The sequence below is a fragment of the Algibacter marinivivus genome (genome assembly GCF_003143755.1).
In the GTDB taxonomy this organism is placed as follows: domain Bacteria; phylum Bacteroidota; class Bacteroidia; order Flavobacteriales; family Flavobacteriaceae; genus Algibacter_B; species Algibacter_B marinivivus.
Map to the genome: position 1 here is coordinate 1611577 of NZ_QFRI01000001.1, position 26174 is coordinate 1637750.

The 26174-nt window shown below is 31.4% G+C and carries 24 protein-coding genes; 20 read left to right on the forward strand and 4 right to left on the reverse strand.

Going from position 1 to position 26174, the window contains the following annotated elements; translation table 11 throughout:
* Positions 1–16 precede the first annotated feature (16 nt).
* The 3 genes from DIS18_RS07315 to DIS18_RS07325 are packed head-to-tail and all read left to right on the forward strand — an operon-like array spanning position 17 to position 2306.
* A complete protein-coding gene (locus DIS18_RS07315; RefSeq protein WP_109352338.1) occupies positions 17–1117 on the forward strand; it encodes an acyloxyacyl hydrolase in 1101 nt (366 codons plus the stop codon).
* Between the two features lie 10 nt (positions 1118–1127).
* A complete protein-coding gene (locus tag DIS18_RS07320; protein WP_109352339.1) occupies positions 1128–1553 on the forward strand; it encodes a VOC family protein in 426 nt (141 codons plus the stop codon).
* Between the two features lie 6 nt (positions 1554–1559).
* The gene (locus DIS18_RS07325; RefSeq protein WP_109352340.1) at positions 1560–2306 is read left to right on the forward strand and encodes a head GIN domain-containing protein; all 747 of its coding nucleotides are present in this window, start codon (positions 1560–1562) and stop codon (positions 2304–2306) included.
* Here DIS18_RS07325 and DIS18_RS07330 read toward each other — a convergent pair.
* The 3 genes from DIS18_RS07330 to gldA all read right to left on the reverse strand — a co-directional run bounded on the left by DIS18_RS07330 (position 2292) and on the right by gldA (position 6744).
* Positions 2292–3479: an acetate/propionate family kinase gene (locus tag DIS18_RS07330; RefSeq protein WP_109352341.1), complete on the reverse strand. Its 1188-nt coding sequence runs from the start codon at positions 3477–3479 to the stop codon at positions 2292–2294. The two genes, DIS18_RS07325 and DIS18_RS07330, sit on opposite strands and share 15 nt — an antisense overlap.
* A 1-nt stretch (position 3480) precedes the next feature.
* A complete protein-coding gene (pta, locus tag DIS18_RS07335) occupies positions 3481–5571 on the reverse strand; it encodes a phosphate acetyltransferase (protein ID WP_109352342.1) in 2091 nt (696 codons plus the stop codon).
* 273 nt (positions 5572–5844) lie between these two features.
* The gene (gene gldA / locus DIS18_RS07340) at positions 5845–6744 is read right to left on the reverse strand and encodes a gliding motility-associated ABC transporter ATP-binding subunit GldA (RefSeq protein ID WP_109352343.1); all 900 of its coding nucleotides are present in this window, start codon (positions 6742–6744) and stop codon (positions 5845–5847) included.
* A 283-nt stretch (positions 6745–7027) separates the two neighbouring features.
* On the opposite strand from gldA, the gene DIS18_RS07345 reads away from it, so the two are divergent.
* The 4 genes from DIS18_RS07345 to DIS18_RS07360 are packed head-to-tail and all read left to right on the forward strand — an operon-like array spanning position 7028 to position 10943.
* Positions 7028–7855 (forward strand): prephenate dehydratase, encoded by an 828-nt coding sequence (locus tag DIS18_RS07345; protein WP_109352344.1) that lies wholly within the window; start codon positions 7028–7030, stop codon positions 7853–7855.
* The gene (locus tag DIS18_RS07350) at positions 7852–8997 is read left to right on the forward strand and encodes a pyridoxal phosphate-dependent aminotransferase (RefSeq protein ID WP_109352345.1); all 1146 of its coding nucleotides are present in this window, start codon (positions 7852–7854) and stop codon (positions 8995–8997) included. Before DIS18_RS07345 ends, DIS18_RS07350 begins: the two co-directional genes overlap by 4 nt.
* Before the next feature lies 1 nt (position 8998).
* Complete coding sequence (locus tag DIS18_RS07355) at positions 8999–9850, forward strand: prephenate dehydrogenase (RefSeq protein ID WP_109352346.1); 852 nt, start codon at positions 8999–9001, stop codon at positions 9848–9850.
* Between the two features lie 10 nt (positions 9851–9860).
* Positions 9861–10943, forward strand: coding sequence for a bifunctional 3-deoxy-7-phosphoheptulonate synthase/chorismate mutase type II (locus DIS18_RS07360; RefSeq protein WP_109352347.1), 1083 nt, complete (start codon positions 9861–9863; stop codon positions 10941–10943).
* 63 nt (positions 10944–11006) lie between these two features.
* On the opposite strand, the gene DIS18_RS07365 is transcribed toward DIS18_RS07360, so the two are convergent.
* Positions 11007–11456 carry a hypothetical protein gene (locus tag DIS18_RS07365; RefSeq protein WP_109352348.1) on the reverse strand — a complete coding sequence of 150 codons (450 nt, stop codon included), beginning with the start codon at positions 11454–11456 and terminating at the stop codon, positions 11007–11009.
* Between the two features lie 90 nt (positions 11457–11546).
* On the opposite strand from DIS18_RS07365, the gene rsgA reads away from it, so the two are divergent.
* The 13 genes from rsgA (at position 11547) to DIS18_RS07430 (ending at position 26121) form a co-directional block, all read left to right on the forward strand.
* On the forward strand, positions 11547–12497 hold the full coding sequence (gene rsgA, locus DIS18_RS07370; RefSeq protein WP_109352349.1) for a ribosome small subunit-dependent GTPase A: 951 nt from the start codon (positions 11547–11549) through the stop codon (positions 12495–12497).
* A 25-nt stretch (positions 12498–12522) separates the two neighbouring features.
* The gene (gene dtd / locus DIS18_RS07375) at positions 12523–12975 is read left to right on the forward strand and encodes a D-aminoacyl-tRNA deacylase (RefSeq protein ID WP_109352350.1); all 453 of its coding nucleotides are present in this window, start codon (positions 12523–12525) and stop codon (positions 12973–12975) included.
* Positions 12975–13490 carry a metal-dependent hydrolase gene (locus DIS18_RS07380; RefSeq protein WP_109352351.1) on the forward strand — a complete coding sequence of 172 codons (516 nt, stop codon included), beginning with the start codon at positions 12975–12977 and terminating at the stop codon, positions 13488–13490. Before dtd ends, DIS18_RS07380 begins: the two co-directional genes overlap by 1 nt.
* A 90-nt stretch (positions 13491–13580) precedes the next feature.
* Positions 13581–15488, forward strand: coding sequence for a DUF3857 domain-containing transglutaminase family protein (locus tag DIS18_RS07385; RefSeq protein ID WP_181363998.1), 1908 nt, complete (start codon positions 13581–13583; stop codon positions 15486–15488).
* 13 nt (positions 15489–15501) lie between these two features.
* On the forward strand, positions 15502–17514 hold the full coding sequence (locus tag DIS18_RS07390; protein ID WP_109352353.1) for a DUF3857 domain-containing protein: 2013 nt from the start codon (positions 15502–15504) through the stop codon (positions 17512–17514).
* A gap of 58 nt (positions 17515–17572) precedes the next feature.
* Positions 17573–19591 (forward strand): transglutaminase family protein, encoded by a 2019-nt coding sequence (locus DIS18_RS07395; RefSeq protein WP_109352354.1) that lies wholly within the window; start codon positions 17573–17575, stop codon positions 19589–19591.
* Positions 19592–19918, forward strand: a complete 327-nt coding sequence (locus DIS18_RS07400) for a nucleotide pyrophosphohydrolase (RefSeq protein WP_109352355.1) — start codon at positions 19592–19594, stop codon at positions 19916–19918.
* Between the two features lie 123 nt (positions 19919–20041).
* Complete coding sequence (locus DIS18_RS07405; RefSeq protein WP_109352356.1) at positions 20042–21265, forward strand: 3-phosphoshikimate 1-carboxyvinyltransferase; 1224 nt, start codon at positions 20042–20044, stop codon at positions 21263–21265.
* A 112-nt stretch (positions 21266–21377) separates the two neighbouring features.
* Positions 21378–22427, forward strand: a complete 1050-nt coding sequence (gene queA, locus DIS18_RS07410) for a tRNA preQ1(34) S-adenosylmethionine ribosyltransferase-isomerase QueA (RefSeq protein ID WP_109352357.1) — start codon at positions 21378–21380, stop codon at positions 22425–22427.
* A gap of 223 nt (positions 22428–22650) precedes the next feature.
* Positions 22651–23691, forward strand: a complete 1041-nt coding sequence (gene rlmN, locus DIS18_RS07415; protein WP_109352358.1) for a dual-specificity RNA methyltransferase RlmN — start codon at positions 22651–22653, stop codon at positions 23689–23691.
* A 47-nt stretch (positions 23692–23738) separates the two neighbouring features.
* Positions 23739–24716, forward strand: coding sequence for a polyprenyl synthetase family protein (locus DIS18_RS07420; RefSeq protein WP_109352359.1), 978 nt, complete (start codon positions 23739–23741; stop codon positions 24714–24716).
* Between the two features lie 87 nt (positions 24717–24803).
* Complete coding sequence (locus DIS18_RS07425) at positions 24804–25367, forward strand: RNA polymerase sigma factor (RefSeq protein ID WP_109352620.1); 564 nt, start codon at positions 24804–24806, stop codon at positions 25365–25367.
* Positions 25354–26121, forward strand: coding sequence for a hypothetical protein (locus DIS18_RS07430; protein WP_109352360.1), 768 nt, complete (start codon positions 25354–25356; stop codon positions 26119–26121). Before DIS18_RS07425 ends, DIS18_RS07430 begins: the two co-directional genes overlap by 14 nt.
* Positions 26122–26174 lie beyond the last annotated feature (53 nt).

A 26174-nucleotide genomic window follows, 5' to 3' on the forward strand; every position in this document is an offset into this window, starting at 1 on the left:
AGCGTAAAACCTATTTATGCGCCAAATAATTTTATGCGTTTTTTGTTTAGCTTTTAGCTTGTCTTTTGCTCAAGATAAGACGCATACATCGTATATTGACGTGAATTATTTTCGAGGTAATATTGCACTTCACAACAATGAAATTCTACATTTGATAAAAGGGCATCCTGATGGTGTTATCTTAAGTTGGAATAAAAAAACGTATGGTTTTGAAGATTGGGAACAGCGTTTTAATTATCCTGACTATGGTGTGTCTTTTGCTTACCAAGGGATGAAAAACCCTGTTTTAGGAAATAACTTTTCGTTTTATGCGCATTACAATTTCTATTTTTTTAATCGGAACTTAATGTTTAGAATTGGTCAAGGGATGGCATATAATACCAATCCTTATGATAGAGAAACCAATTTTAAAAACGTAGCATTCGGAACTAAATTTGGAAGCAGTACCTATGTGATGCTCAATTACAAAAAGGAGCGTATAATTGATAGGTTTGGTTTGCAGGCTGGGTTTTCGTTGATTCATTATTCTAATGCTAATGTGAAATCGCCAAACAACGGAACGAATTCTATAACCTTTAATATTGGTATTAATTATAATTTGGAAGACACAAATTTGGAGTATCAACACACTTTAGATAAAAGGTCTGACCAAGAGTATTCTGAACCTATAAAGTATAACCTAGCGTTTAGAACAGGCATAAATGAAAGTGATATTGTAGGCAGCGGACAATACGCTATGTATGTGGTTTCTGCGTATGCTGATAAACGTATTAATAAAACAAGTGCACTACAATTGGGTGCTGATGTGTTTTTTTCAAACTTTTTAAAGGAGCTTATTTATTACAGAAGTGTTGCGTTTCCTGATGATGGACTTACAGGGAATGAAGATCATAAACGTATTGGAGTTTTTGCTGGTCATGAGCTATTTATTAATCAAACATCTTTAATAACACAACTTGGTTATTACGTATATTATCCTTTTGATTTTGAAGGTAGAACTTATGTCAGGATTGGTTTAAAACGCTATTTTGCTAAAAAGTGGTTTGGCGCTTTAACACTAAAATCTCACGGTGCAAAAGCTGAAGGTGTAGAATTTGGAATAGGTGTTAGATTGTAAAACTAAAAGTATGGAACAAAGATTAACTATTGTTGGACTTGGAGTAAATGATTTAAAAACAGCTTCAGATTTTTATGAACATAAATTTGGTTGGAAGAAAACAAAATCAAGTAATGATGGGATTGCTTTTTTTCAAATGAATGGAATTCTTTTGTCGCTTTACCCGAGAGAGAAGCTAGCTGAAGATGCTACTGTGAATCATGAAGGTTCGGGTTTTAAAGGCTTTACTTTGGCTTATAATACGCGAACAAAAGAAGAGGTTGATACTTTGATTGAAGCACTTGAAAATAAAGGCGTTAAAATTGTGAAGCGACCAGAAGAAGTGTTCTGGGGTGGTTATAGTAGTTATGTTGCTGATATGGACGATAACCTTTGGGAAATAGCTTTTAACCCTTTTTTACCTTTGGATGACAACGGTAATGCAGTTGATGAATAACGATATATGAAGATTTTTAAGTACATATTTCTATTTGTTTTCATTTTTGCTTGTGATAGCGAAGATGCAGGAGACTGTTTTCAAAAAGCAGGGTCTATTATTCAAGAAGAAGTAACTGTTTCTAGTTTTAATAAAATTCTTGTAAATCGAGATGTTGAGTTAATAATTAAGCAGGGAGCAATACAAAGCGTGACTGTTGAAACTGGAAAGAATTTATTAAATGATGTTACTGTTGAGGTTGTAAATAACCAATTGATACTAACCGATAATAATACCTGTAATTACGTTAGAGATTATGGTATTACAAAAGTATACGTAACATCGCCAAATATTTCAGAAATAAGAAGTTCTACGCAGTATGATATTAGTTCTGATGGTATTTTAACCTATCCGAGTTTAACGGTTTTATCTGAAGATTTTGGTGCTCCAGGAAGTTTTAATGTGGGTGATTTTAGATTGCAGATTGATAATGTTAATTTCAACTTAACTTTCAATAATTTATCAGTATGTTACATTTCAGGGGAAACGGATAATTTGAGTGTTACTTTTGCAGCAGGTACTTCTCGATTTGAAGGGCGTAATTTAATAGCTCAAAATGTGACTGTTTCAAATAGAGGTTCAAACGATATGATTGTAAATCCTCAACAAGAAATTAAAGGGAAAATTTCTGGAATAGGGGATGTTATTTCAGTAAATGTGCCTCCCGTTATTGATGTAGAAGAAGTATATCGCGGACGATTAATTTTCGAATAAACCAACAGACTGTTTGGCTATTTCTAATTCTTCATTAGTAGGGATTACTAATACTTTTACTTTAGAGTTTTCAGGGCTAATAACAGTTAGTTTGTCTGGTCTAATATCATTCTTATCTAAATCGATTTCAATGCCTAAATAATCCAAGTCTTTACAAACAAGCTCTCGCATTAATGGTGAGTTTTCACCAATTCCAGCAGTAAATACTATAGCATCCAATCCATTTAAAATAGCAGTATAGCTTCCTATGTATTTTTTAATACGATAAGCATTCATTTGTAATGCTAATTGGCAAGATTTGTTTCCTTTTTCAGCTCCAGCTTGAATATCTCTTAAATCACTAAACCCTGTTAAACCTAACATGCCACTTTTCTTTTGAAGTAGTGTGTTTATTTCACTTAAAGTATAACCAAATTTTTCGGCTAAATGAAAGATTATAGATTGGTCTATATCGCCAGAACGTGTTCCCATAATCAACCCATTTACAGGTGAAAACCCCAGAGAGTGGTCTATACTTTTTCCATCTTTTATGGCAGTCATGCTACAACCATTTCCAAGATGAATAGTAATAATTTTAGAGTGTTCTTTTCCTAAATATTCGATTGCTTTTTCTGAAATGTATTTATGACTTGTCCCATGAAACCCATATAAACGAATGTTGTGCTCATCCAAAAATTCATTAGGGATAGCGTATTTATAAGCATATTCAGGAATTGATTGATGGAATGCTGTATCAAAAACGGCCACTTGTTTTGCATTTGGAAAAATAGCTTCAGCAACTTCAATACCTTCTAAATTAGCAGGGTTGTGCAATGGTGCTAAAGAAGATAAGGCTTTGATTTTTTGCTTCACAGCATCTGTTATTTCCGCGGTATCTGTAAAGTGTTTACCACCATGCACCACACGATGCCCCACAATATCAATGGCATCCGTAGATTTTATAATACCAGTTTCGCTATTCAATAATTGTTTGGATAGCATTTCTAAACCCACTTTATGGTTTGGGATTGCTTCAACAACTTTAATAGTGTCTTTGTCTGTTTTGAATGTAAATATCGCATCCTCTAAACCAATGCGCTCAATTAACCCAGAGCATAAAATAGTAGCTTCTGGCATGGAGAATAATTGAAATTTCAGTGAAGAACTTCCTGAGTTTAAAACAAGTACTTGCATATTAAATATCTTGAGCTTGAATGGCGGTTATAATTACGGTACTGTAAATATCATCAGCAGTACAGCCTCTGCTTAAATCGTTAACAGGTTTGTTAAGCCCTTGTAGCATTGGGCCAATTGCTAATGCACCAGTTTCACGTTGCACCGCTTTGTAAGTGTTGTTTCCCGTATTTAAATCAGGGAAAATTAAAACACTAGCTTGTCCTGCAACTTCAGAATCTGGTAGTTTGCTTTGTCCGATACGCATATCAACCGCAGCATCATATTGGATAGGGCCTTCAATTTTTATATGAGGTGCTTGCTTTTTTACTATTTCTGTGGCTTCTCTAACACGTTCTACATCTTCACCTTTTCCAGAAGCTCCTGAAGAATAAGATAACATGGCAACTTTAGCTTCAACACCAAAATCTTCGGCAGACTTAGCTGATGATATCGCAATTTCTGCTAACTGTTCAGCATTAGGGTTTGGATTTATAGCACAATCTCCAAATATTGAAACACGATCTTCTAAACACATAAAGAATACTGAAGACACAATATTTACTCCAGGTTTGGTTTTTATAAATTGTAAAGCAGGCCTTAAAGTATGAGCGGTGGTATGTGCAGCACCAGAAACCATTCCATCTGCATGCCCTTTGTAAATCATCATCGTAGCAAAATAAGATACATCAGACATCGCATCTCTGGCCATATCTAAGTTCACATTTTTATGCTTTCTAAGTTCATAAAATGTCTCTACATAATCTTTAAAATGAGGTGATTTTTGTGGAGAAACAATATTTAATTTTTTAAGATTTAGAGGGATGTCAAGTTTTTCTACACGTTCTATAATTTTGTCTTCATCTCCAATTAAAGTCAAATCAACAACATTGGCATCAATTAATCTTGCTGAAGCTCTTAGAATTCGTTCATCATAGCCTTCAGGAAGTACAATGTGTTTTTTGTTTTTTAAAGCACGTTGTAACAAATTATATTGAAACATTCTTGGAGTAAAAATTCCAGATTCAAAAGTGATTAAATCATTAGAAAGTTTATCTGTATCCACATGTTTTTCAAACGTAGCAATTGAGGTTTCAATTTTTTCTGTGTTTTCAGCATAAATCCTTGATTTAATTTTCCCAATGGTATTGGTTACATAAAAAGTACCTTCTTTAACACTAATAATTGGGACTACACTGGAGAGCCCTTCTATTAGTTTTAAAATAGAATCTTCAGGAATCAGACCACCTGTTAAGATAATACCCGAAATTTTTGGATAGTTTTTAGAAATATTGGCTTGAAGTGCTCCTAAAATAATATCTGCTCTATCACCAGGTGTTATAACTAATGCATTTTCTTTAAGGTGTGTTAAATAATTACGCAATTGCATAGCGCCTACGCTAAAATTTTCAGATTGATTGTTAATCATGTCCTCTCCAAAAAGAATATTACCTTTTAGTTTTTTTAAGATTTCTTTAATGGTAGGGCTTGCTAGACTTTTAATTTTAGGAATTACAGTAATATCAGTACCGCTATTAATCCGCGCTTTTAAAAGTGTTTTTAATTCAGAAACATCTTCAGGATTAATTTTGTTGGTCATTATAGAAAGCACATCAACCTCTTCCTTAAACGTATCGTGAGCTAGTTGTACATTATCAACAACTTCAGATAGCGTTTTCCCATCGCCCTGAGAAACAATTATGGCGGGTAAGCCTAAGTTTTTAGAAATTAAAAGATTAATATCTAATTCTAAGCTAGAATTCTCATGAGAAAAGTCGGTGCCTTCAACTAAAATAATATCAAATTTCTCCTCTAAATGCTTATACTTTTTAATTATTTGGTCTAACACATCGCCAGACTTCCCTTTGTTGTAAAGGTCTAACACTTCACTTCTTGTGTAAGCAAATGTTTTTTTATAATTAATGTCAATTTCAAAATACGACACCACTGTGTTAATATGGTTATCCATTTCTCCAGCTTTGGTGTCTTCAATAATTGGTCTAAAATATCCAACCTTAGCAGTTTTACCCAATAACATGCGCATTAACCCAAGCACAACAACAGATTTACCGCTATTTGGCTCTATCGTAGCTACATAAATTCCTTTACCCATTTTAGTGTTTTTGTAGTATTACAAAGATAGTTAATGCTCGTTTCTTATTATAAGTTAACTATGCTTATTATAGTTTAAAACAGCAAAAATAATAAGGTAAGTAAAGGATAAAGATGATATTTGTTAGGAACAGAAAATAATTAAAATTTGGGCGTTACCACAAGGGTCGGGCTTTCTGTTTCAAGTCCTCGGTCGTGCCTCCCTGTGGGCTTTTCACTCCAATCCCTAACGCGGGGATATTTGCTAAAAATTTTTAGAGTTACAAAATTAAAACTAACCAACAGAAGTCAATTCCCTAAATAAACTCTCCAAACTCGCATTTTTCTGATTTAATTGCAAGATTTTAAGTTGATTATCATGTGCAAAATCAAATACATAAGAGCGCATATCATCAACAGTTTTAAAAGTAATCTCATAAACAAAATCATATGTATTTACTACTTTAGATACTTTAGGGAGTTTCAATAAAAAAGCATCCTCCACACGATAATCAAATTCCACAATTACAACTTGTTCTTTTTCGTCGCGAAGTTCTTTTAATTTTTTATCGGCAACAATTTCTCCTTTATTAATAATAATTACTCGGTCGCACATGGCTTCTACCTCTTGCATAATATGTGTTGAAAGAAATACTGTTTTAGTTTTTCCGATGGATTTTATAAGGTTTCTAATATCTACTAATTGGTTTGGGTCTAAACCTGTAGTTGGCTCATCTAAAATTAAAACCTCAGGATCATGCAATAAAGCATTTGCTAAACCTACACGTTGGCGATAGCCTTTTGAGAGCTGACCAATTTTTTTATGTGCTTCAGGTGCTAATCCAGTTAATTCAATAACCTCGTCAATACGTTGTTTACTAACACCATATATATTGGCATTAAAAGCTAAATACTCTTTAACATATTGTTCTAAATATAAAGGATTATGTTCTGGAAGATAACCAACACTTTTTTGAACATCATTTTTATCACCTTCAACATTAAAGCCATTTACTTTGGCTTCACCAGAATTGGCATTTAAATATGTTGTTAAAATTTTCATCATGGTTGATTTTCCAGCGCCATTCGGACCTAAAAAACCAACAATTTCAGGTTTGTCAACTTTAAAGGATACATTATTTAGGGCTTTTTGGGTTCCGTAAATTTTTGACACCTCTTTAACTTCAATAGACATATTTAAATAATTTGTTCAAAAATAAATGATTATCTAATGTAATATAAGATTTACTATAAAATCTTTAAAACTTTTCAGAAAAGTAAAAAAAAGGTTTTATAGTATTTTGATTTCTTAAAATAATAATTACTTTAGCCTCATAATTATGACAATGACAACAGGTTATACATATTTTAGCAACTGGTTCTATTTCTTTTTTAGCAAAAGAAACGAGACGTTGTATGTATAATTTATAAACTATAAATTGAATATGAGTCTCGATGAAAATCGGGACTTTTTTTATATGATTAAAACGATAGCCATACAAGGAGCTGAAGGTTCTAACCATCATAAAGTTGCCAGAGACTTTTATGGTAATGATATTGCATTAAAAGAATGTTTGTCTTTTGATGTATTGGTAGATAGTTTATTGAAAAACGAATCTAGTCAGGCAGTTATGGCTATAGAAAACACTATTGCTGGTTCTATAATTCCTAATTACGCGTTGATTGATAAAAACAACTTGCATATTTGTGGAGAGCGTTATTTAAACATTCATCATCATTTAATGGCATTACCGGGTCAAAAAATGGAAGATATAAAAGAAGTGTGTTCTCATCCTATGGCGTTGTTACAATGTAAAGAGTTTTTTAAAAAACACTCGCATATAAAATTGGTTGAGGATGTTGATACAGCTGAAGTTGCTAAAAGAATAGCAAAAGATAAATTGGTTGGAGTAGCAGCAATTGCCCCAAAGATTGCATCAGAAATTTTTGGACTTGAGGTTATTGAAGATGAAATTCAAACTATAAAAGATAACTCTACACGGTTTGTTATTATTCAGACAGAACAGCCAAATAATGGCATAGACCAAATTAATAAAGCGTCATTAAAATTTCAGTTAGATCATAAAAGAGGAAGTCTTGCCGCAATTTTAAACGTATTGAGTGATTGTAAAATGAATTTAACAAAAATTCAATCGTTACCAGTTATTGAAACACCTTGGAAATATGCCTTTTTTGTTGATGTAACTTTTGAAACTTATGAAGATTATAAAAAAGCAAAGTCCATAATAGAAATTATGGCAACAGAATTTAAAGTATTAGGGGAATATAAAAATGCAAAGCTATGATTGAGGTTGCAAAGAGATTGCAAACGGTTGAAGAATATTACTTTTCTAAAAAATTAAGAGAAGTAAATTTGCTTATTGCAAGTGGTAAGCCTATAATAAATCTTGGTATTGGTAGTCCAGATTTGCAACCACCAAAAAAGGTTTTATCTGCTATTTCTGCTAGTTTTGAAAACCCTATTGCTCATAAATATCAAAGTTACCAAGGGCTTCCAGAGCTTAGAGATGCTATTTCTAGGTTTTACAAAGAACATTTTTCGGTAAATCTAAGTTCAGGTACAGAAATACTTCCATTAATGGGAAGTAAAGAAGGGATTATGCACATTTCTATGACTTATTTAAATGAAGGGGATGAAGTTTTAATTCCAAATCCAGGATATCCAACATATCAATCTGTAACAAAATTAGTTGGTGCTAAAGGTGTTTTATATGAATTGGATGCTGCAAATAATTGGATGCCAAATTTTGATGCTTTAGAAAAAACGGATTTAAGTAAAGTGAAACTCATGTGGGTTAATTATCCGCATATGCCAACAGGAGCAAAACCAAGTAAAACGGTTTTTGAAGAATTAGTAGCTTTTGGTAAACGCAACAATATTTTAATTGTAAATGATAATCCTTACAGTTTTATATTAAACGATAACCCAACAAGTATTTTAAGTGTTGAAGGCGCCAAGGATGTGTGTTTAGAACTAAACTCTTTAAGCAAAACGTTTAACATGGCTGGATGGCGTGTAGGAATGGTAATGGGAGCCAGCGAGCATATTAATAATATTTTAAAAGTAAAAAGTAATATGGATTCTGGTATGTTTTACGGCATACAAAAAGGAGCCATTGAAGCTTTAAAATGTTCAAATATGTGGTTTGCTACGTTAAATAGTGTTTATGAAGAACGTAGAAATTTAGTTTGGCAATTAGCAGATGCGCTTAATTGTACTTACGATAAAGAAGCTTCTGGACTTTTTGTTTGGGCAAAATTACCAGCATATTTAAAGTCAGAAGAGTTTATAGATTTGGTGTTAAAAGAGAATCATATTTTCATTACACCAGGGACTATTTTTGGAACTAAAGGAGAAGGATATATAAGATTTTCTTTATGTGCTTCAACAGAAGTATTAGAAGAAGCCATAGCGCGAGTTAAATAAGATGAAAAATATATACGCCATAGGAGTCGGTTTAATAGGAGGTAGTCTTGCTATAGATATCAAGAAGCATAATCCAGATGTGATTATTCATGGTATTAGCCGAAAGGATGCTACGCTTAATACGGCTTTAGAGTTAGGCTTAATTGATAAAAAGGCAACTCTAGATGATATTAAAAATGCCGATTTGGTTATAGTTTCTATTCCAGTGGATGCCACTGTAAAATTATTGCCTACTATTTTAGATAAAATATCAGATTCAGGTTTAGTTGTTGATGCAGGTTCAACAAAAGAAGATATTTGTAAGGTTGTAGAGAACCATCCAAAACGAAGAAATTTTTTAGCAATGCATCCTATTGCAGGTACCGAGCATTCTGGACCAACTGCAGCTATTGAGGGACTATTTGTTGGCAAAACAAATATTGTTTGTGAGGTTGAAAAAACCACTTTTAAATTACAAGAAAAGGCATTAAAACTATTTACTGAGATAGGAATGCGTATACGATATATGAATCCTATTGAGCATGATAGGCATATAGCTTACGTTTCGCATTTATCGCATATTAGTTCTTTTATGCTTGGAAAAACAGTCATTGAAAAAGAAAAAAACGAACGTGATATTTTTGATATGGCTGGTAGTGGATTTGCATCTACAGTAAGGCTTGCCAAAAGTTCGCCAGAAATGTGGACACCAATTTTTAAACAAAATAAAACTAATGTTATTGAAACATTAGAAGAGTATATAAACAATCTCACGCATTTTAAAGACTTAATGAAAAAAGATGATTTTGATGCTATTTTTAATGAGATGGAAAGTACAAATCACATAAAAGATATATTAAACGGAATTAGTTAAGAGTAAAATTATGGAAAACAAGAAAGAAATGAGAACCTGGTTAGATGATTTAAATCTAGATCATCCATTAGTAATTGCAGGTCCGTGTAGTGCTGAAACAGAAGAGCAAGTGTTAAAAATTGCTCATGAATTAAAAGATACAGATGTTAGCTATTTTAGAGCTGGTATTTGGAAACCAAGAACACGCCCTGGAAATTTTGAAGGCGTGGGAGCTTTAGGTTTAAAGTGGTTGCAAAAGGTTAAAGCTGAGACAGGGATGAAGACTTGTACAGAGGTTGCAAATGCAGCTCATGTAAAACTGGCTTTAGAGTATGATATTGATTTACTATGGATTGGTGCCCGTTCTACAGTATCTCCTTTTATAATGCAAGAAATTGCAGATGCTTTACAAGGAACTGATAAACCAGTATTAATTAAAAATCCAGTAAATCCAGATTTATCTTTATGGTTAGGTGGAATTGAAAGAATTTACAGTTCTGGAGTTAAAAATATAGGAGCGATTCATAGAGGGTTTTCTACGTATCAAAAAACTAAATATAGAAATATTCCTGAATGGCAAATGGCTATTGAGTTTCAAAACAAATTTCCTGATATTCCATTAATAAATGATCCTTCTCATATTACTGGAAATCGTGAAATGATTTTTGATGTATCTCAAACAGCATTAGATTTAAATTTTGATGGATTAATGATTGAAACACATTACGATCCTGATAATGCATGGAGTGATGCTGCGCAACAAGTTACACCATCTACTTTAGTGCAAATCATGAGAGATTTAAAAATTAGAAAAGAAACTAATGCTGAAGCTGAGTACAATAGTGCTTTAGATAATTTAAGAGCTCAAATTGATGTGGTTGATAATCAAATTATTGAGTTACTAGGGCAACGTATGAAGACTTCGGACAGCATTGGTGCGCTTAAAAAGCAAAAGAATGTTGCTGTTTTACAATCTAAACGATGGAATGAAATTCTTGGAAAAATGGTTCTTGAAGGAGAACAACATGGTTTAAGTGAAGAGTTTATCTTAAGAATGTTTAAAGCGGTTCATCAAGAATCTATTAATCATCAAGAAAAAGTGATTAATGGATAAAAAAATCTAATTTCCGTGATATAAAAAAGCCTCCTAATTTTTGGAGGCTTTTTTTCTTAATATTTATTTATTCCTTTTGAAAATATATCGGGTAATAAAAATCCCTTGGTTATCACCTTTACCTCCTGAGCTTTCAACACCACTAGTAACAAAAGCAAGTTCCCAACCTTCTTCAATCATAGTATTTATTTTAGATTCTATTATTGCATCATTAGCTGCAATATTCTGGAAACGAATACCTCCAATATTATAAAAGTTTAGCAATTTGGTTTCATCAAATCCTTTTACACGAATTTCACCACGTTTTGATTTATTACGTGTATTGTCTTCCTCTGTTTGAGTTGAAGTAAATTCTTTGTAATCTTTGGTGTCGTTAGCACTAATAATTCTAGAACGCCCTAAACCATTAGGAACAATAGATTCTACACTTGTTACTACTTTGTACTGTACTTGTGCATTTGATTCTATAAAAGCAAATAAAGAAACAGTTAATACGATTAATAATTTTTTCATGTTGTTGATTTTTGATTAAGATTAATAAATGACAAGATTAACCAATATCTATGCCAAAAAAAATTTTTTTAGCTTTACTTTTGAAAAATTATGACAGGACACGTTTATAAATCTACAGGTAGTTGGTACACGGTTAAAACCAATTTAGGTCATACTTACGAATGCCGTATAAAAGGTAAATTTAGAATTAAAGGTATAAAAAGCACTAACCCAATTGCTGTTGGTGACGTTGTAGATTTTGAGCTTGAAACAAATAACAATACAGATACTGGTGTTATTTATAAAATTCATGATAGAACTAATTTTATTGTTAGAAAATCTGTAAACTTATCTAAGCAAACACATATTATTGCGGCTAATTTAGATCAGGTTTTTTTAATGATAACTATTAATAATCCACCAACGCTTACCAGTTTTATTGATCGGTTTTTAGTTACCGCAGAAGCATATTCTATTAAAACCGTATTACTCTTTAATAAAATAGATACCTATGATGAAGAAACATTAAACGAAGTCAAGTATTTAGCTCATGAATACAGGAATATTGGTTATGAATGTATTGGTGTCTCAGCAAAAACAGGCAAAAATGTAGATAAGGTTAAGGCTTTAATGCATAATAAAACAAGTATGTTTTCTGGTCATTCAGGTGTTGGTAAATCTACTCTGGTAAATACAATTGAGCCTTCATTGAATATTAAAACCAAAGAAATTTCTACACAACATAGTCAAGGGCAACATACTACTACTTTTGCAGAAATGTTTGATTTAAGTTTTGATGCAAAAATTATAGATACCCCAGGAATAAAAGGTTTTGGTGTAGTGGATATGGATAGAGAAGAAGTTGGAGACTATTTTCCTGAGATTTTTAAGCTAAAGCAAGATTGTAAATTTAATAATTGCTTACATTTAAAAGAGCCAAAGTGTGCTGTAAAAGATGCTTTAGATAATGATGAAATTGCTTATTCTAGATACCGAAGTTATGTCCAAATTTTAGAAGGTGAAGATGAACATTACAGAACTGATATTTGGGATAAAGAATGAAACAAGCATTAATAAACTTTAAAGTGTGAAAGTAGTTATTCAAAGAGTTTTAAAAGCAAGTGTAACTATTGAAGGTGAAAAAGTAGCTTCAATTGATAACGGACTTTTAATTTTACTTGGTATTGTTAATGAGGATACCCAAGATGATATCAAATGGCTATCTAATAAAACTATTAATCTAAGGGTTTTTAATGATGAAAATGGTGTTATGAATAGGTCTTTAAAAGACATTAAGGGTGATGCTATTGTAGTAAGTCAATTTACATTGCATGCTTCAACTAAAAAAGGAAACAGACCAAGCTATATAAAAGCAGCAAAACCTGATATTGCCATTCCATTGTACGAGAATTTCATAAATCAAATTCAAATAGATTTAGGTAAAAAAGTGCAAACAGGGCAATTTGGTGCAGATATGAAAGTGGAGTTACTAAATGACGGACCTGTTACCATAATTATCGATTCAAAAAATAAAGAGTAATGGCTTCAGTATTTGGGCATGCCGTTGTTGGTTTAACTTTAACTAAAGTCATTGATACTAAAAACCTAAAATGGTTGCTATTAGCAGCTATTTTTTCAACTGTTTTACCAGACTTTGATGTTATTGCTTTCAAATTTGGAATATCTTATGAGCATCCTTTAGGGCACCGCGGGTTTACACATTCTATTGGTTTTGCAGTACTTTGGGCATTAGCTTTAATGTTTACTATTGGTAGGAAAAATAAATCAATTTGGTTTTTAGTCATTTTTCTATCAACCATATCACATGGTATTCTTGATGCCATGACTTCTGGTGGAGAAGGTGTAGGTTTTTTTATCCCATTTAATAACGATAGATTCTTTTTTTCTTTTAGAGAGATAGTAGTTTCACCTTTAGGGTTTAAAAACTTTTTTTCCACTTGGGGAATAAAAGTGCTTTTTAGCGAATTTAAGTATGTAGTTATCCCTTGTTTTCTTATATTTCTTGTAAGATTTTTAATTAAAAAATTATATTAGCCTTTTAACTTAAAAAAATGATTTTTATCATAGAAGAGAAGGTAGAGTTAATCTATTTTTAATTTTTCTATATAGATTTATATGTCAAGAATGAATTTGAAACGTTTACTTAACGTCATATTGTTATTAACTATAACAAATGTGTTTTCCCAAGAAAATTTCCTAGCCAGTTTTACCATTCCAGCAAATTTAAATGAAAATGCAAATGCTGTCGTGCGTTCTAATGATATTAATATTTCTCTTGAGTCATTAAGTGAAATGTATGTTACAGAAAAAAGAATAGTTACTGTTCTAAATAAATCTGGTAATGATGCTGTAAATGCATATGTTTATTATGATAATAATGTAAAAATAAAAGAATTAGAAGCAGTAGTTTATAATGCAGCTGGTGCGCAAATTAAAAAAATTAAGAAAAACGATTTTAAAGATGTTAGTGCTGTAGATGGCGGAACATTATATTCTGATTCTAGAGTTAAGTACTTAGAGTATACTCCAGTAGGGTACCCTTATACTATAAAGTTTACATGTAAAACAATAAATAATAATACAGCATTTATTCAATCCTTTAGGCCTTTAAATAGTTATTTTGTTAGTGTAGAAAAGAGCTCTTATCAGATTAATTTTCCGATGGAAATGACTTTAAGAACCAAAGAGAAAAATTTTGAAAATTTTGATTTAATTAAAGAGGAAGAGGATGGTTTCTTTAAGTTTAAAGTTGAAAACATTTCAGCAATAAAACCAGAAAAATATGCGCCTGCATTTTTTGAAATGATGCCAAAAGTTATGATAGCATCAAACGAGTTTACTCTAGAAGGCGTTAAAACCAAAGTAACTAATTGGGAAGATTTTGGGAAATGGATGTATCACGATTTAATAAAGTCTACACATGATTTACCTGCTGGTACAGTTAGTATGATTCAAGATTTGGTAAAAAACGAGCCAAATGATATTGAAAAGGCAAAAAAAATATATCAATATGTACAAGATAAAGTAAGATATATTAGTGTTCAAGTAGGTATTGGTGGTTGGAAACCCTTCAATGTTTCAGAGGTAGATAGATTGGGTTATGGAGATTGTAAAGGATTAACAAATTATACCATGGCCCTTTTAAATGCGGTAGGAGTTAAATCTAACTATACAGTGGTTTTTGCAGGTAAATCGAAAAGAAGTTTAGAGAAGGATTTTGCTGCAATGCAAGGAAATCATGTAATATTAAATATTCCTACCGAAGATGATAATATTTGGTTAGAGTGTACTAGTCAAAAATTACCTTTTGGGTTTATTGGTGACTTTACTGATGATAGAGATGTGTTGGTAATTACTCCAGAAGGTGGTAAAATTCAGCACACAAAAAAATATAGTGTAGATGAAAGTACTCAAATCATAAAAGGGAAATATAGTATTACAAGCAATGGGGTTTTAAATGCGCAAGTCAATGTAAATTCAAAAGGAATTCAATACGACGATAAGTATTGGCTAGAGACCGAAACACAAAGAGATTTAGATAAGCATTACAAAAACCGTTGGCGTTATATAAATGGCTTGATAATGAATAGTATGCATGTTGAAAACGATAAAAACAAGATTGAATTTATAGAGGATATTACTTTTGAAGCATCAAATTATACTAAAATAGCTGGAGACAGAATGCTACTTACTGTTAACACATTTAATAGAAATACACATGTGCCAGATCGTTACAGAAATAGAAAATGGCCATTAAAAGTAAGTCGAGGGTTTAAAGATATTGATGAAGTTGAAATAGAAATTCCTGCTAATTATAAGGTAGAATCTTTTCCAAAAAACAATTCTATTGAAAACAAATTTGGACATTATAAAACAGAAATTATTGTTAAGGATGATAATCATTTTGTGTATAAGAGGGAATTTAAAGTTAATGATGGCGAGTTTCCAAAAGAAGATTATAAAGATTTTAGAGCGTTTTATAAAACTGTTTCTAGGCAAGACAATGCTAAAATTGCCTTAATTAAAAAGTAACAAAAATAAATTTATGAAAATTATTACCATTTTATTTTGCATTCTTATTTCAGCAAACACTTTTTCCCAAAATTACAAATTTGGTAAGGTGTCAAAAGAAGAATTAAGCGAAAATGTTTGTCCAATTGATTCGTCAGCAAACGCAGTTTATCTCTACAAGTACAGAAATACTTATTATGAATATGATAAAGTAAACGGTTTTAAATTAATAACAGAAATACATGAGCGTGTAAAAATTTATAACCAAGAAGGTTTTAATCATGCTACTAAACAAATTAGACTTTATAAAATGAGTGCTGGAAATCACGAAAAAATTTCAACAATTAAAGCACAAACTTATAATTTGGAAGAAGAAAAAATAGTTATTGATAAGTTAAATAAAAGTAGCATTTTTGAAACTGAAGCCAATAAGTATAATGACAAGATTAAGTTTACGATGCCCAATATAAAACCTGGGTCTGTTATTGAATATAAGTATAAAATAACATCACCATTTTGGTCTAAAGTTGATGAATTTGTTTTTCAGCATAGTATACCTATTAAGAAATTAGAAGCTAGCTTTGAAGCACCAGAATATTATTCTTTTAAAGTAAATACTAAAGGGTTTTTAACTATAACTCCTAAAATAGAATATGAACGAGGTTTTATTACATTTATCAATAAAACGAGAAATACTGGAAATGGACGTACTAGTGCATCAGCTACAACTATTAGTAAATCTGAATTAGAATATAGTAAGCACATTAGTAAATATATTTCAGAAAATATTCCAGCTCTAAAAGATGAGCCTTATGTTAATAATATAAATAACTATAGGGCATCAGTGAAATATGAGCTTTCATATACCAAATTTCCAAACTCTATTGCAGAAACGTATTCTACAACTTGGGGAGATGTTGTCGAAAGAATTTACGAAAGCCCCAGTTTTGGAGAGGAACTTAAAAAAACAAGTTATTTCAAGAAGGATATCGATGCTTTAGTAGGTTCAGTTTCAGATCCTGCAACCAAATTAGGATTAATATATAATTTTGTAAAGTCACAAGTTAAATGGAATGGTTACTATGGTTTTTATGCAGATGATGTTAGAGAAGCTTATAAAGAGCATGTTGGCAGTAGTGGTGATATTAATTTAATGCTAACCGCTATGTTAAGATATGCTGGTTTAAATGCAAATCCAGTTTTAGTTAGTACAAGAACTCATGGGGTACCTTTATTTCCAACTAGAGAGGGTTATAATTATGTGGTTACTTGTGTGAAACTACAAGATGATTCGGTAGCATTGTTGGATGCCACAGAACAATATGCAGCACCTAATATCTTACCTTTTAGAGCTTTGAATTGGCAAGGAAGAATTGTTGCTGAAAATGGAGGTTCTCAGTTAGTAGATTTATATCCAAAAACTAAATCTAATAATTCGATAACCATGATGGTGAAAATTGATAAGGAAGGCACTTTAGAGGGGAGCTATAGAAGCATTAAAACAAATCATATTGCATTGTCTTTTAGAGCGAAATATAATGATGCTGATAAAGATGAGTTTCTAGAAAAAATAGAAAATAAAGGACTTGAGATTTCTGATTATGATGTTAAGAATAGTGAGGACTTATCTAAACCTATAATTGAATCTTATAAATTTGTTAAAGAAAGTCAAGCTGATATTATTGGTGATAAAATGTACTTTTCACCTTTGTTTCATTTAAAAGTAAGTGAAAACCCATTTAAGTTAGAAAAAAGAGAATTCCCTATAGATTTTGGATATCCATCAGTTATATCACATAGGGTAATTATAAATATACCAGAAGGTTATAAAATTGAAAATTTACCAGAGCCTGCAGCCATCGGGCTTCCAGATAATCTAGGGTCGTTTAAGTTTAAAGTTGTTGGATGCGGGAATACAATTCAAGTATCTGTTGTGTCTCAAATTAACCAGTCTATTATCTCGCCATTATATTATGAGGCCTTGAAAGAATATTTTAATAAGTTCATCCAGAAAGAAGATGAACAAATAGTTTTAACCAAAGGATAGCGAATACTAAAAGTATTGAACAAAACAACGATAAAGGCATTAATAAAAATTAAGTTAAATGAGAATAGTTACTATAATACTTAGCTTAAGTATTTCTATAACAGCATTAGCACAAAATTATGATTTTGGAAAAGTGTCTAAAGAAGAACTTCAAGAACAATTTAATCCAGAAGACTCTACTGCTAATGCTACTTATTTGTATAAATATAGAAGAACGTATTATGAATACAGTCAACAAGTTGGTTTTCAACTCATAACAGAAATACATGAACGTGTTAAAATATACAATAATGAAGGTTTTGATTTCGCAACAAAATCGATAAAACTTTACAAGAGTTCAAGGGAAGAAGAGAGTGTAAGCAGTTTAAAAGCCTATACTTACAATTTGGATAATGGTAAAATTGTTAAGATAAAATTAGATAAATCTGGAATTTTTGATAATGAAGTTTCTAAATTTCTTGATGAAAAAACTTTTACTATGCAAGATATTAAACCTGGGTCAGTTATCGAATATAAGTATAAAGTGTTTTCTCCCTTCATAACTAATATTGACGAGTTTGTTTTTCAGCACAGTATTCCAGTTAAAAAATTAGAAGCAGATTTTGAATCACCTGAGTATTTTAATTTCAAGTATAATGAAAAGGGCTATCTTCCTGTTGTTCCTAAAAAGGTCTTTAGAAATGGAACCATTACTTTTGTTAATAAAACTAGAAGTGGTGGTGGAGGCATTAATAGTTCTCCTGTTCAAACAAGTTACTCTAATTCTAAAATAGATTACACTAAAAATGCTGATGTATATAGTCTTACAAATATACCTGCATTAAAAGAGGAACCCTATGTTAATAACATAGATAATTATAGATCTGCAGTTAAATATGAATTATCGTACACAAGATTTCCTAATTCTGCTATAGAACATTATACTAGCTCTTGGGAAGATGTTATAAAGAGAATTTATGAAAACTCAAATTTTGGAGGTGAATTAGATAAAACAAGTTATTTTAAAAATGAAATTAATGATTTAATAGGAGCTGTTACAGATCCTAAAAAGAAAACAGCTTTAATTTTTAATTATGTAAAATCTAGAATAAACTGGAATGGATATTATGGATATTATGTTGATGAAGGTGTAAAAAAAGCATTTAAAGAACAAACGGGTAATATTGCCGATATTAACCTAATGTTAACTTCTATGTTACGCTATGCAGGAGTTAAGGCTTACCCTGTACTTGTTAGTACTAGAAAAAATGGGATACCATTGTTCCCAACCAGAGAAGGTTTTAATTATGTTATAACTTATGTGAAAATTGGAGAAATTTCTTTTCTTCTAGATGCTACAAGTAAATATAGTTTCCCAAATTTATTACCATTCAGAGCTTTAAACTGGCAAGGTCGAGTTATTACAGAACATGGTAACTCTAAATTAATTGATTTGTATCCAAAAACTATTTCAAAAGATATAATTGAAATGATGGCGAACCTTGATGAGAATGGAACTATATCAGGTAAGTTCAGAAATACAAAAACAAATCATAATGCTTTGTTTTTTAGAAAAGATTTTAATAGCAAAAGTGAAGATGATTTTTTAAGTGATTTAGAAAATAAATATAATGGTTTGGAAATATCAGAGTTTGAAGTAAAAAACAACGAGGATTTATCAAAACCTATTATAGAGTCTTTTGCTTTTGAAAAAGAAAATCAAGCTGATATAATTGGTGATAAAATTTATTTTTCTCCCCTGTTTTTCATGAAATTAAATGAAAACCCATTCAAACTTGAAAACCGAGAGTATCCAGTTGATTTTGGTTATCCATATGAAACTAAATATCGATTTACAATTAACTTGCCAAAAGGTTTTAAAGTAGAAAGTTTACCTAAACCAGAAATGTTCAAAATGCAAGATAATCTTGGTTCTTTTTCTTATAATATTTTTAATGATGAAAAAAATATTCAAGTTATTATTTCATCCAAAATAAATAGTTCTGTTGTTAATCCTCAATATTATAAAGCTTTAAAATCTTATTTTAGCATGATAGTAAAAAAAGAAACAGATCAAGTAGTACTAACACGAATATAAATGAACATTCAAAACGCACAAAAAGAAGTAGATAATTGGATTAAAGAACACGGTGTTCGATATTTTAATGAGCTTACAAATATGGCACAACTTACTGAGGAAGTAGGTGAAGTTGCTCGAATTATAGCCAGACGTTATGGCGAGCAAAGTGAAAAAGAAAGCGATAAAGATAAAGACCTTGGTGAAGAACTAGCTGATGTTATGTTTGTTGTATTATGTTTAGCAAACCAAACAGGAGTAGACTTACAAAAAGCGTTTGATAAAAGAATGTATAAAAAAGGTAAACGAGACCACGATAGACACCATAATAACGATAAATTGAAATGACAATTTTAAAATGGGATATGTTTAAAATTTAGACGAAACCCATAAAAAAACAATCAATTACTTAGTATTAATCTCTATTATCGAGTAAATTTGCGACTTCTTTAAATAGACAGTTTCAAGAATATGCACTTTACACTTCAAAAATCTAAAATTGCTAAGCAATCTTCTGTTGAAATAACTGGTTCAAAAAGTGAATCTAATAGATTATTACTACTACAAGCATTATATCCAGAATTCAAACTAGAAAACGTTTCAAATTCAGACGATAGTAATTTAATGACTAATGCGTTAAGTTCTCAATCCGAAGTTATAGATATTCATCACGCAGGAACAGCAATGCGTTTTTTAACGGCATACTTCTCAATTCAAGAAGGTAGAGATACAATTCTAACAGGTTCTAAAAGGATGAAAGAACGCCCAATCAAAATTTTGGTTGAAGCCTTACAAGAATTAGGAGCAGATATTAGTTATGAAGAAAATGAAGGTTTCCCACCAATAAAAATAAAAGGAAAAAAGCTTAATAAAAATAAAGTCTCTTTAAAAGCAAATGTAAGTAGTCAGTACATTTCTGCACTATTACTTATTGCTTCAAAACTTGAAAACGGATTAGAATTAACTTTAGAAGGCGAAATCACATCCATTCCATATATCAAAATGACACTAAGTCTATTGGACGAAATAGGAATAGAATCATCATTTGAAGGAAATACTATAACTGTAAAGCCTAACACTAAAAAGTTAAATGCTAAAACATTAACTGTAGAGTCAGATTGGTCGTCAGCATCTTATTATTTTAGTATCGCAGCTTTAAGCGATGTAGGTACAGAAATAACATTATCATCTTACAAAGAAAATTCATTACAAGGTGATTCTGCTTTGGTAGAAATTTACAAACACTTTGGTGTATCAACTGTTTTTAATGAAAATGCATTAACCTTAAAAAAGGAAACTTCAAATTTAGAGCTACTAACTTTAGATTTAAAAAACGCACCAGACATTGCACAAACCATAGCAGTAACATGTTTTGCTTTAGGAATGTCATGTGATTTAGTAGGTTTGCATACCCTTAAAATTAAAGAAACCGATAGGCTTGTAGCTTTAAAAACCGAAATTGAAAAGCTAGGAGGTAAGGTTGAAATTACAGATAAATCTTTGCATTTGTCAACTTCAATAGATGTAAAATCAATGGTCTCTATCACAACATACAACGATCATAGAATGGCTATGGCTTTTGCACCTTTAGCCTTAAAAACCTCTATAATTATAGAAGATGCTATGGTAGTTTCAAAATCGTATCCAACCTTTTGGGAAGATTTAAAATCTATTGGATTTCAAATAAGTAAATAATAATTACTCATTTACTTGACAACCCCTATCTTCAGATTGTATATTTGCAACCGTTTGTAATTTTCAAATGTTGCAACTCAGAAATTAATAAACTAATAAAAACGCATTTTAAATGAAATTATCACACTTCGGTTTCGAATTACCAGAAGAAAGACTAGCAGAATACCCTGCAGAAAACAGAGATGAATCGCGTCTAATGGTGCTTAATAGAAAAGAGCAAACCATTGAACATAAAATGTTTAAAGATGTTATTGATTATTTTGATGAAGATGATGTTTTAGTTTTAAACAACACAAAAGTATTTCCAGCAAGACTTTTTGGGAACAAAGAAAAAACTGGAGCAAGAATAGAGGTGTTTTTGTTAAGAGAATTAAACGAAGAGCAACGTTTGTGGGATGTATTAGTAGATCCAGCTCGTAAAATTCGTATCGGGAACAAATTATATTTTGGTGAAGACGAATCTTTAGTAGCAGAGGTTATAGATAACACAACCTCTAGAGGGCGTACATTACGATTTTTATATGATGGGTCTTACAGAGAATTCCGTATCAAATTAAACGAGTTGGGAGAAACACCACTACCTAAATATATTAAGAGAGATGTAGAGCCAGATGATGAAAGTCGTTACCAAACTATTTACGCAAAAAACGAAGGTGCAGTAGCAGCTCCAACAGCAGGACTTCACTTTTCTAGACACTTATTAAAACGTTTAGAGATTAAAGGTGTTAATTTTGCAGAAGTTACGCTTCACGTAGGTTTAGGGACGTTCAATCCTGTAGAAGTTGAAGATTTATCTAAACATAAAATGGATAGCGAAGAGCTAATCATAAACGAAGATGCCGTAAAAATTGTAAACAAAGGGCTTAAAGAAAAACGTCGTATTTGCGCCGTAGGTACCACTGCGGTTCGTGCTGTAGAAAGTGCTGTGTCTACTAGTGGTCAGTTAAACGAGTTCGATGGATGGACTAACAAATTCATTTTTCCACCTTACGAGTTCAGCATTCCAAACGCTATGATAACCAATTTTCACACGCCAAAATCAACGTTGTTAATGATGGTTTCCGCATTTGCAGGTCACGATTTTATTAAACGCGCTTATGATGAGGCTATCAAAGAAGGCTACAATTTCTATAGCTACGGAGATGCCATGTTAATCATATAAGTACATCAGCATAAATTAATTTAAAAGCCTCTTTTTAAGGGGCTTTTTTATTTTAATTATTTGGGCATTCCCCAAGGGTCGGGCTTTCGGCAGTCGCTTCCCGATAAAAAATCGGGAGAGCTTCAACAAATGCCTCAATCCCTAATGCAAAGTACAGAACTGAATATAATTAATAATTCAAAAACCGAAATTCGTAAATCGATTCACTATTTTTGCAAAACTTATGGCAACAGGTAAAAAAGACATACGCGCATTAACCAAAGAACAACTCAGAGAATTCTTTGTAAAAGAAGGCGATAAAGCTTTTCGTGGCAATCAAGTTTACGAATGGTTATGGCAAAAAGGTGCACATAATTTTGAGGACATGACCAACATCTCAAAAGAAACCCGTCAAAAGCTTGAAGATAATTTTGTAATCAACCACATTCAGGTCGATCAAATGCAACGTAGCTCAGACGGAACCATAAAAAATGCTGTACGTCTTCATGATGATTTAATTGTAGAATCTGTTTTAATCCCTACAAAAACCAGAACAACAGCATGTGTATCAAGTCAGGTAGGTTGTAGTTTAGATTGTAAGTTTTGTGCAACAGCACGATTAAAACGCATGAGAAACCTTAATCCAGACGAAATTTACGATCAAGTAGTTGCCATAGACAACGAAAGCAGATTGTATCATAACAGACCATTAAGCAATATTGTATTTATGGGTATGGGAGAACCCCTCATGAATTACAATAACGTTATAAAAGCTATAGATAAAATTACCTCACCAGAAGGTTTAGGGATGTCGCCAAAGCGTATTGTGGTATCTACCTCTGGCGTTCCAAAGATGATTAAAAAAATGGCGGATGATGCCGTTAAATTTAAATTAGCAGTATCATTGCATTCAGCTATTGATGAGGTTCGAACATCTATTATGCCGTTTAATGCTACATTTCCGCTTAACGATTTAAGAGAGGCGCTTCAATATTGGTATTCAAAAACAAAAAATAGAATTACTTATGAATACGTTGTTTGGGATGCAATAAACGACAAAAGAAAAGATGTAGAAGCTTTAGTCGAATTCTGTAAATTTGCACCAAGTAAAGTCAACCTAATAGAATATAATCCTATTGACGACGGCGAGTTTCAACAAGCAAACTCCAAAGCTATAGATATGTATGTTAGTGTATTAGAGAAAAACAATATTACAGTAACCGTAAGACGAAGCCGAGGTAAAGATATTGATGCTGCCTGCGGACAATTAGCAAACAAATCCTAAAAAATTATATTCTAAAACTTATCTTTGAATTTCTTTAAATCAATCAATTGAAAGTAGTAGAACAAATAAAGCACCCAATAGCTTATGAAATGGATCTTTTCGAGCAAAAGTTCCAGCTTTCTATGTCTAGTAAAGTGGCTTTATTAAACAGAATTACGCATTACATTGTAAACCGAAAAGGGAAACAAATGCGTCCTATGTTTGTATTTCTAGTTGCTAAAATGGTATCAAACGGAGAAGTTAGCGAACGTACTTATAGAGGTGCATCTGTTATCGAGTTAATTCATACAGCAACTTTAGTACATGATGATGTGGTTGATGATAGTAACCGCAGAAGAGGTTTTTTCTCAGTAAATGCGCTTTGGAAAAATAAAATAGCAGTTTTAATTGGCGATTTTCTACTCTCAAAGGGTTTACTATTATCTATTGATAATAATGATTTTGATTTATTGAAAATTATTTCAATTGCCGTTCGAGAAATGAGCGAAGGCGAATTACTTCAAATCGAAAAAGCTCGAAAATTAGATATCACAGAAGATGTGTATTACGAAATCATTCGTCAAAAAACGGCAACTTTAATAGCGGCTTGTTGTAGCCTTGGTGCAGCATCTGTAAAGCCAGAATCTCAGCATGTTGAAACCATGCGTAAATTTGGAGAACTTATTGGTATGGCATTTCAAATAAAAGATGATTTATTTGATTATGGAAATACCCAAATTGGAAAACCAACAGGGATAGATATTAAAGAGCAAAAAATGACTTTGCCTTTAATCTATGTTTTAAATAATGCTACTAAAAAAGATAAAAAGTGGCTTATTAATTCTGTTAAAAATCATAATAAAGATACTAAGCGTGTTAAAGAAGTAATCGCTTTTGTAAAAAACAATGGAGGTTTAGATTACGCAGTAACTAAAATGAAATCATTTCAAGAAGAAGCGCTCCAATTACTTCAAACGTATCCAAATTCAGAGTATAAAAATTCACTTGAACTTATGGTGAATTATGTGATTGATAGAAAGAAATAAAACAATTTCAAAAAAAAAGTACAAGCCCAGGCAACCATTTTAATTTTTTTTGCGTCTTTATAAATAGAAAGCAAAATGAACACATTTTTGAAAGTTATACAACTGCATAAAAACGAATCTGTTTTGATAAAAAAAGCGATTAAAAAAAATCGTGAAGCACAACATGTTTTGTTTGAGATGCATGCACCAAAAATGTTAAGTGTTTGTAGGTATTATATAAAAGATGTTCAACAAGCTGAGGAAGCTATGTTAAATGGATTTTTTAAAGTATTCACAAATTTAAAAAGCTTTAACAATAAAGGTAGTTTTGAAGGCTGGATAAGGCGTATTATGGTAAGAGAATCCATTTCGTTTTTAAGGCAACAAAAAAAAATTGAATTTCCAACTGAAGTTATTGAGTTCGATAAGAGCACTTCAAATAATATAAAAACAAATATTGAGGTTGCAGAAATTCAACAGTTAATAGACGATTTACCTGAGGGTTATAGAATGGTATTTGTTATGTATGCCATTGAAGGTTACAAACATCATGAAATTGCAGAAATTTTGAGTATTTCTCAAGGGACTTCAAAATCGCAATTATTTAAAGCACGAAAAATGCTTCAAGAAAAAATTAAAGAATTAAATATGCTTAGTTATGGCACCAATTAAATTTGAAGAAAACATAAAAGAGAAGCTTGAAAAACGAACTTTGAAACCATCAGTAAATGCATGGGATAAATTATCAGAACGTTTAGATAATCAAGAAGAACCAAAAAACAATAAACCATATTGGTGGCTTGGTTTAGCGGCTAGTATTGTTGGAATTTTATTTGTTGTTTCACAGTTTTTAAATGAAAATAATAAAATCGAAGAACCAGAAATTGTTACGAATCCTGAAAAAGTTATTGAAAGTGAAACTATAAATATTGCTAAAGAGAATAATAAAGAGCATAATAATATTTTAAAAGCATCTGAGGATGTTTTTATTCAAAACAAAGAAGAAAAACAAGAAGTGTTTGAAGAAAAAAAGTTGATTATAACTGAAGAAGATAAACAGCCACCTCTTGTAGCATATGAAGCGATAATAGAACCAGAAGTTAAACCTGAAAACAAGCCAGAATTGCCTGGTGAAAAGCTGACTTTTGAAGAACAAAAAATACAAGATGTAATTGCCCAAGTGGAGCAATTAAAATCTAAAAATAGTATAGTTACTGAAGCAGATATTGAAACTTTATTGGCTGATGCACAAAAAGAAATTCAATTGAATAGGTTATTCAATGAGACTACTGGAGTAGTTGATGCTAATGCTTTACTTCAAGACGTTGAAGCAGAGTTGGATCAATCCTTTAGAACTAAGGTTTTTGAAGCCTTAAAATCAAGTTACAATTCGGTAAAAACTGCAGTTGCCCAACGTAACAATTAAATTCAATCAAATAAATAATCATTAATTAAAAAGGTGCTGAAATATATTCAGTA

Bases quoted from the DNA above. Each gene is read 5' to 3' on its own strand.
- DIS18_RS07350 (WP_109352345.1), top strand. From the start codon at position 7,852: ATGATTGAGGTTGCAAAGAGATTGCAAACGGTTGAAGAATATTACTTT.
- rlmN (WP_109352358.1), top strand. From the start codon at position 22,651: ATGGCAACAGGTAAAAAAGACATACGCGCATTAACCAAAGAACAACTC.
- DIS18_RS07345 (WP_109352344.1), top strand. From the start codon at position 7,028: ATGATTAAAACGATAGCCATACAAGGAGCTGAAGGTTCTAACCATCAT.
- DIS18_RS07395 (WP_109352354.1), top strand. From the start codon at position 17,573: ATGAGAATAGTTACTATAATACTTAGCTTAAGTATTTCTATAACAGCA.
- DIS18_RS07325 (WP_109352340.1), top strand. From the start codon at position 1,560: ATGAAGATTTTTAAGTACATATTTCTATTTGTTTTCATTTTTGCTTGT.
- DIS18_RS07400 (WP_109352355.1), top strand. From the start codon at position 19,592: ATGAACATTCAAAACGCACAAAAAGAAGTAGATAATTGGATTAAAGAA.
- queA (WP_109352357.1), top strand. From the start codon at position 21,378: ATGAAATTATCACACTTCGGTTTCGAATTACCAGAAGAAAGACTAGCA.
- DIS18_RS07330 (WP_109352341.1), bottom strand. From the start codon at position 3,479: ATGCAAGTACTTGTTTTAAACTCAGGAAGTTCTTCACTGAAATTTCAA.
- DIS18_RS07365 (WP_109352348.1), bottom strand. From the start codon at position 11,456: ATGAAAAAATTATTAATCGTATTAACTGTTTCTTTATTTGCTTTTATA.
- gldA (WP_109352343.1), bottom strand. From the start codon at position 6,744: ATGTCTATTGAAGTTAAAGAGGTGTCAAAAATTTACGGAACCCAAAAA.
- DIS18_RS07315 (WP_109352338.1), top strand. From the start codon at position 17: ATGCGCCAAATAATTTTATGCGTTTTTTGTTTAGCTTTTAGCTTGTCT.
- DIS18_RS07360 (WP_109352347.1), top strand. From the start codon at position 9,861: ATGGAAAACAAGAAAGAAATGAGAACCTGGTTAGATGATTTAAATCTA.
- pta (WP_109352342.1), bottom strand. From the start codon at position 5,571: ATGGGTAAAGGAATTTATGTAGCTACGATAGAGCCAAATAGCGGTAAA.
- rsgA (WP_109352349.1), top strand. From the start codon at position 11,547: ATGACAGGACACGTTTATAAATCTACAGGTAGTTGGTACACGGTTAAA.
- DIS18_RS07380 (WP_109352351.1), top strand. From the start codon at position 12,975: ATGGCTTCAGTATTTGGGCATGCCGTTGTTGGTTTAACTTTAACTAAA.
- DIS18_RS07355 (WP_109352346.1), top strand. From the start codon at position 8,999: ATGAAAAATATATACGCCATAGGAGTCGGTTTAATAGGAGGTAGTCTT.
- DIS18_RS07390 (WP_109352353.1), top strand. From the start codon at position 15,502: ATGAAAATTATTACCATTTTATTTTGCATTCTTATTTCAGCAAACACT.
- DIS18_RS07405 (WP_109352356.1), top strand. From the start codon at position 20,042: ATGCACTTTACACTTCAAAAATCTAAAATTGCTAAGCAATCTTCTGTT.
- DIS18_RS07430 (WP_109352360.1), top strand. From the start codon at position 25,354: ATGGCACCAATTAAATTTGAAGAAAACATAAAAGAGAAGCTTGAAAAA.
- DIS18_RS07320 (WP_109352339.1), top strand. From the start codon at position 1,128: ATGGAACAAAGATTAACTATTGTTGGACTTGGAGTAAATGATTTAAAA.
- DIS18_RS07385 (WP_181363998.1), top strand. From the start codon at position 13,581: ATGAATTTGAAACGTTTACTTAACGTCATATTGTTATTAACTATAACA.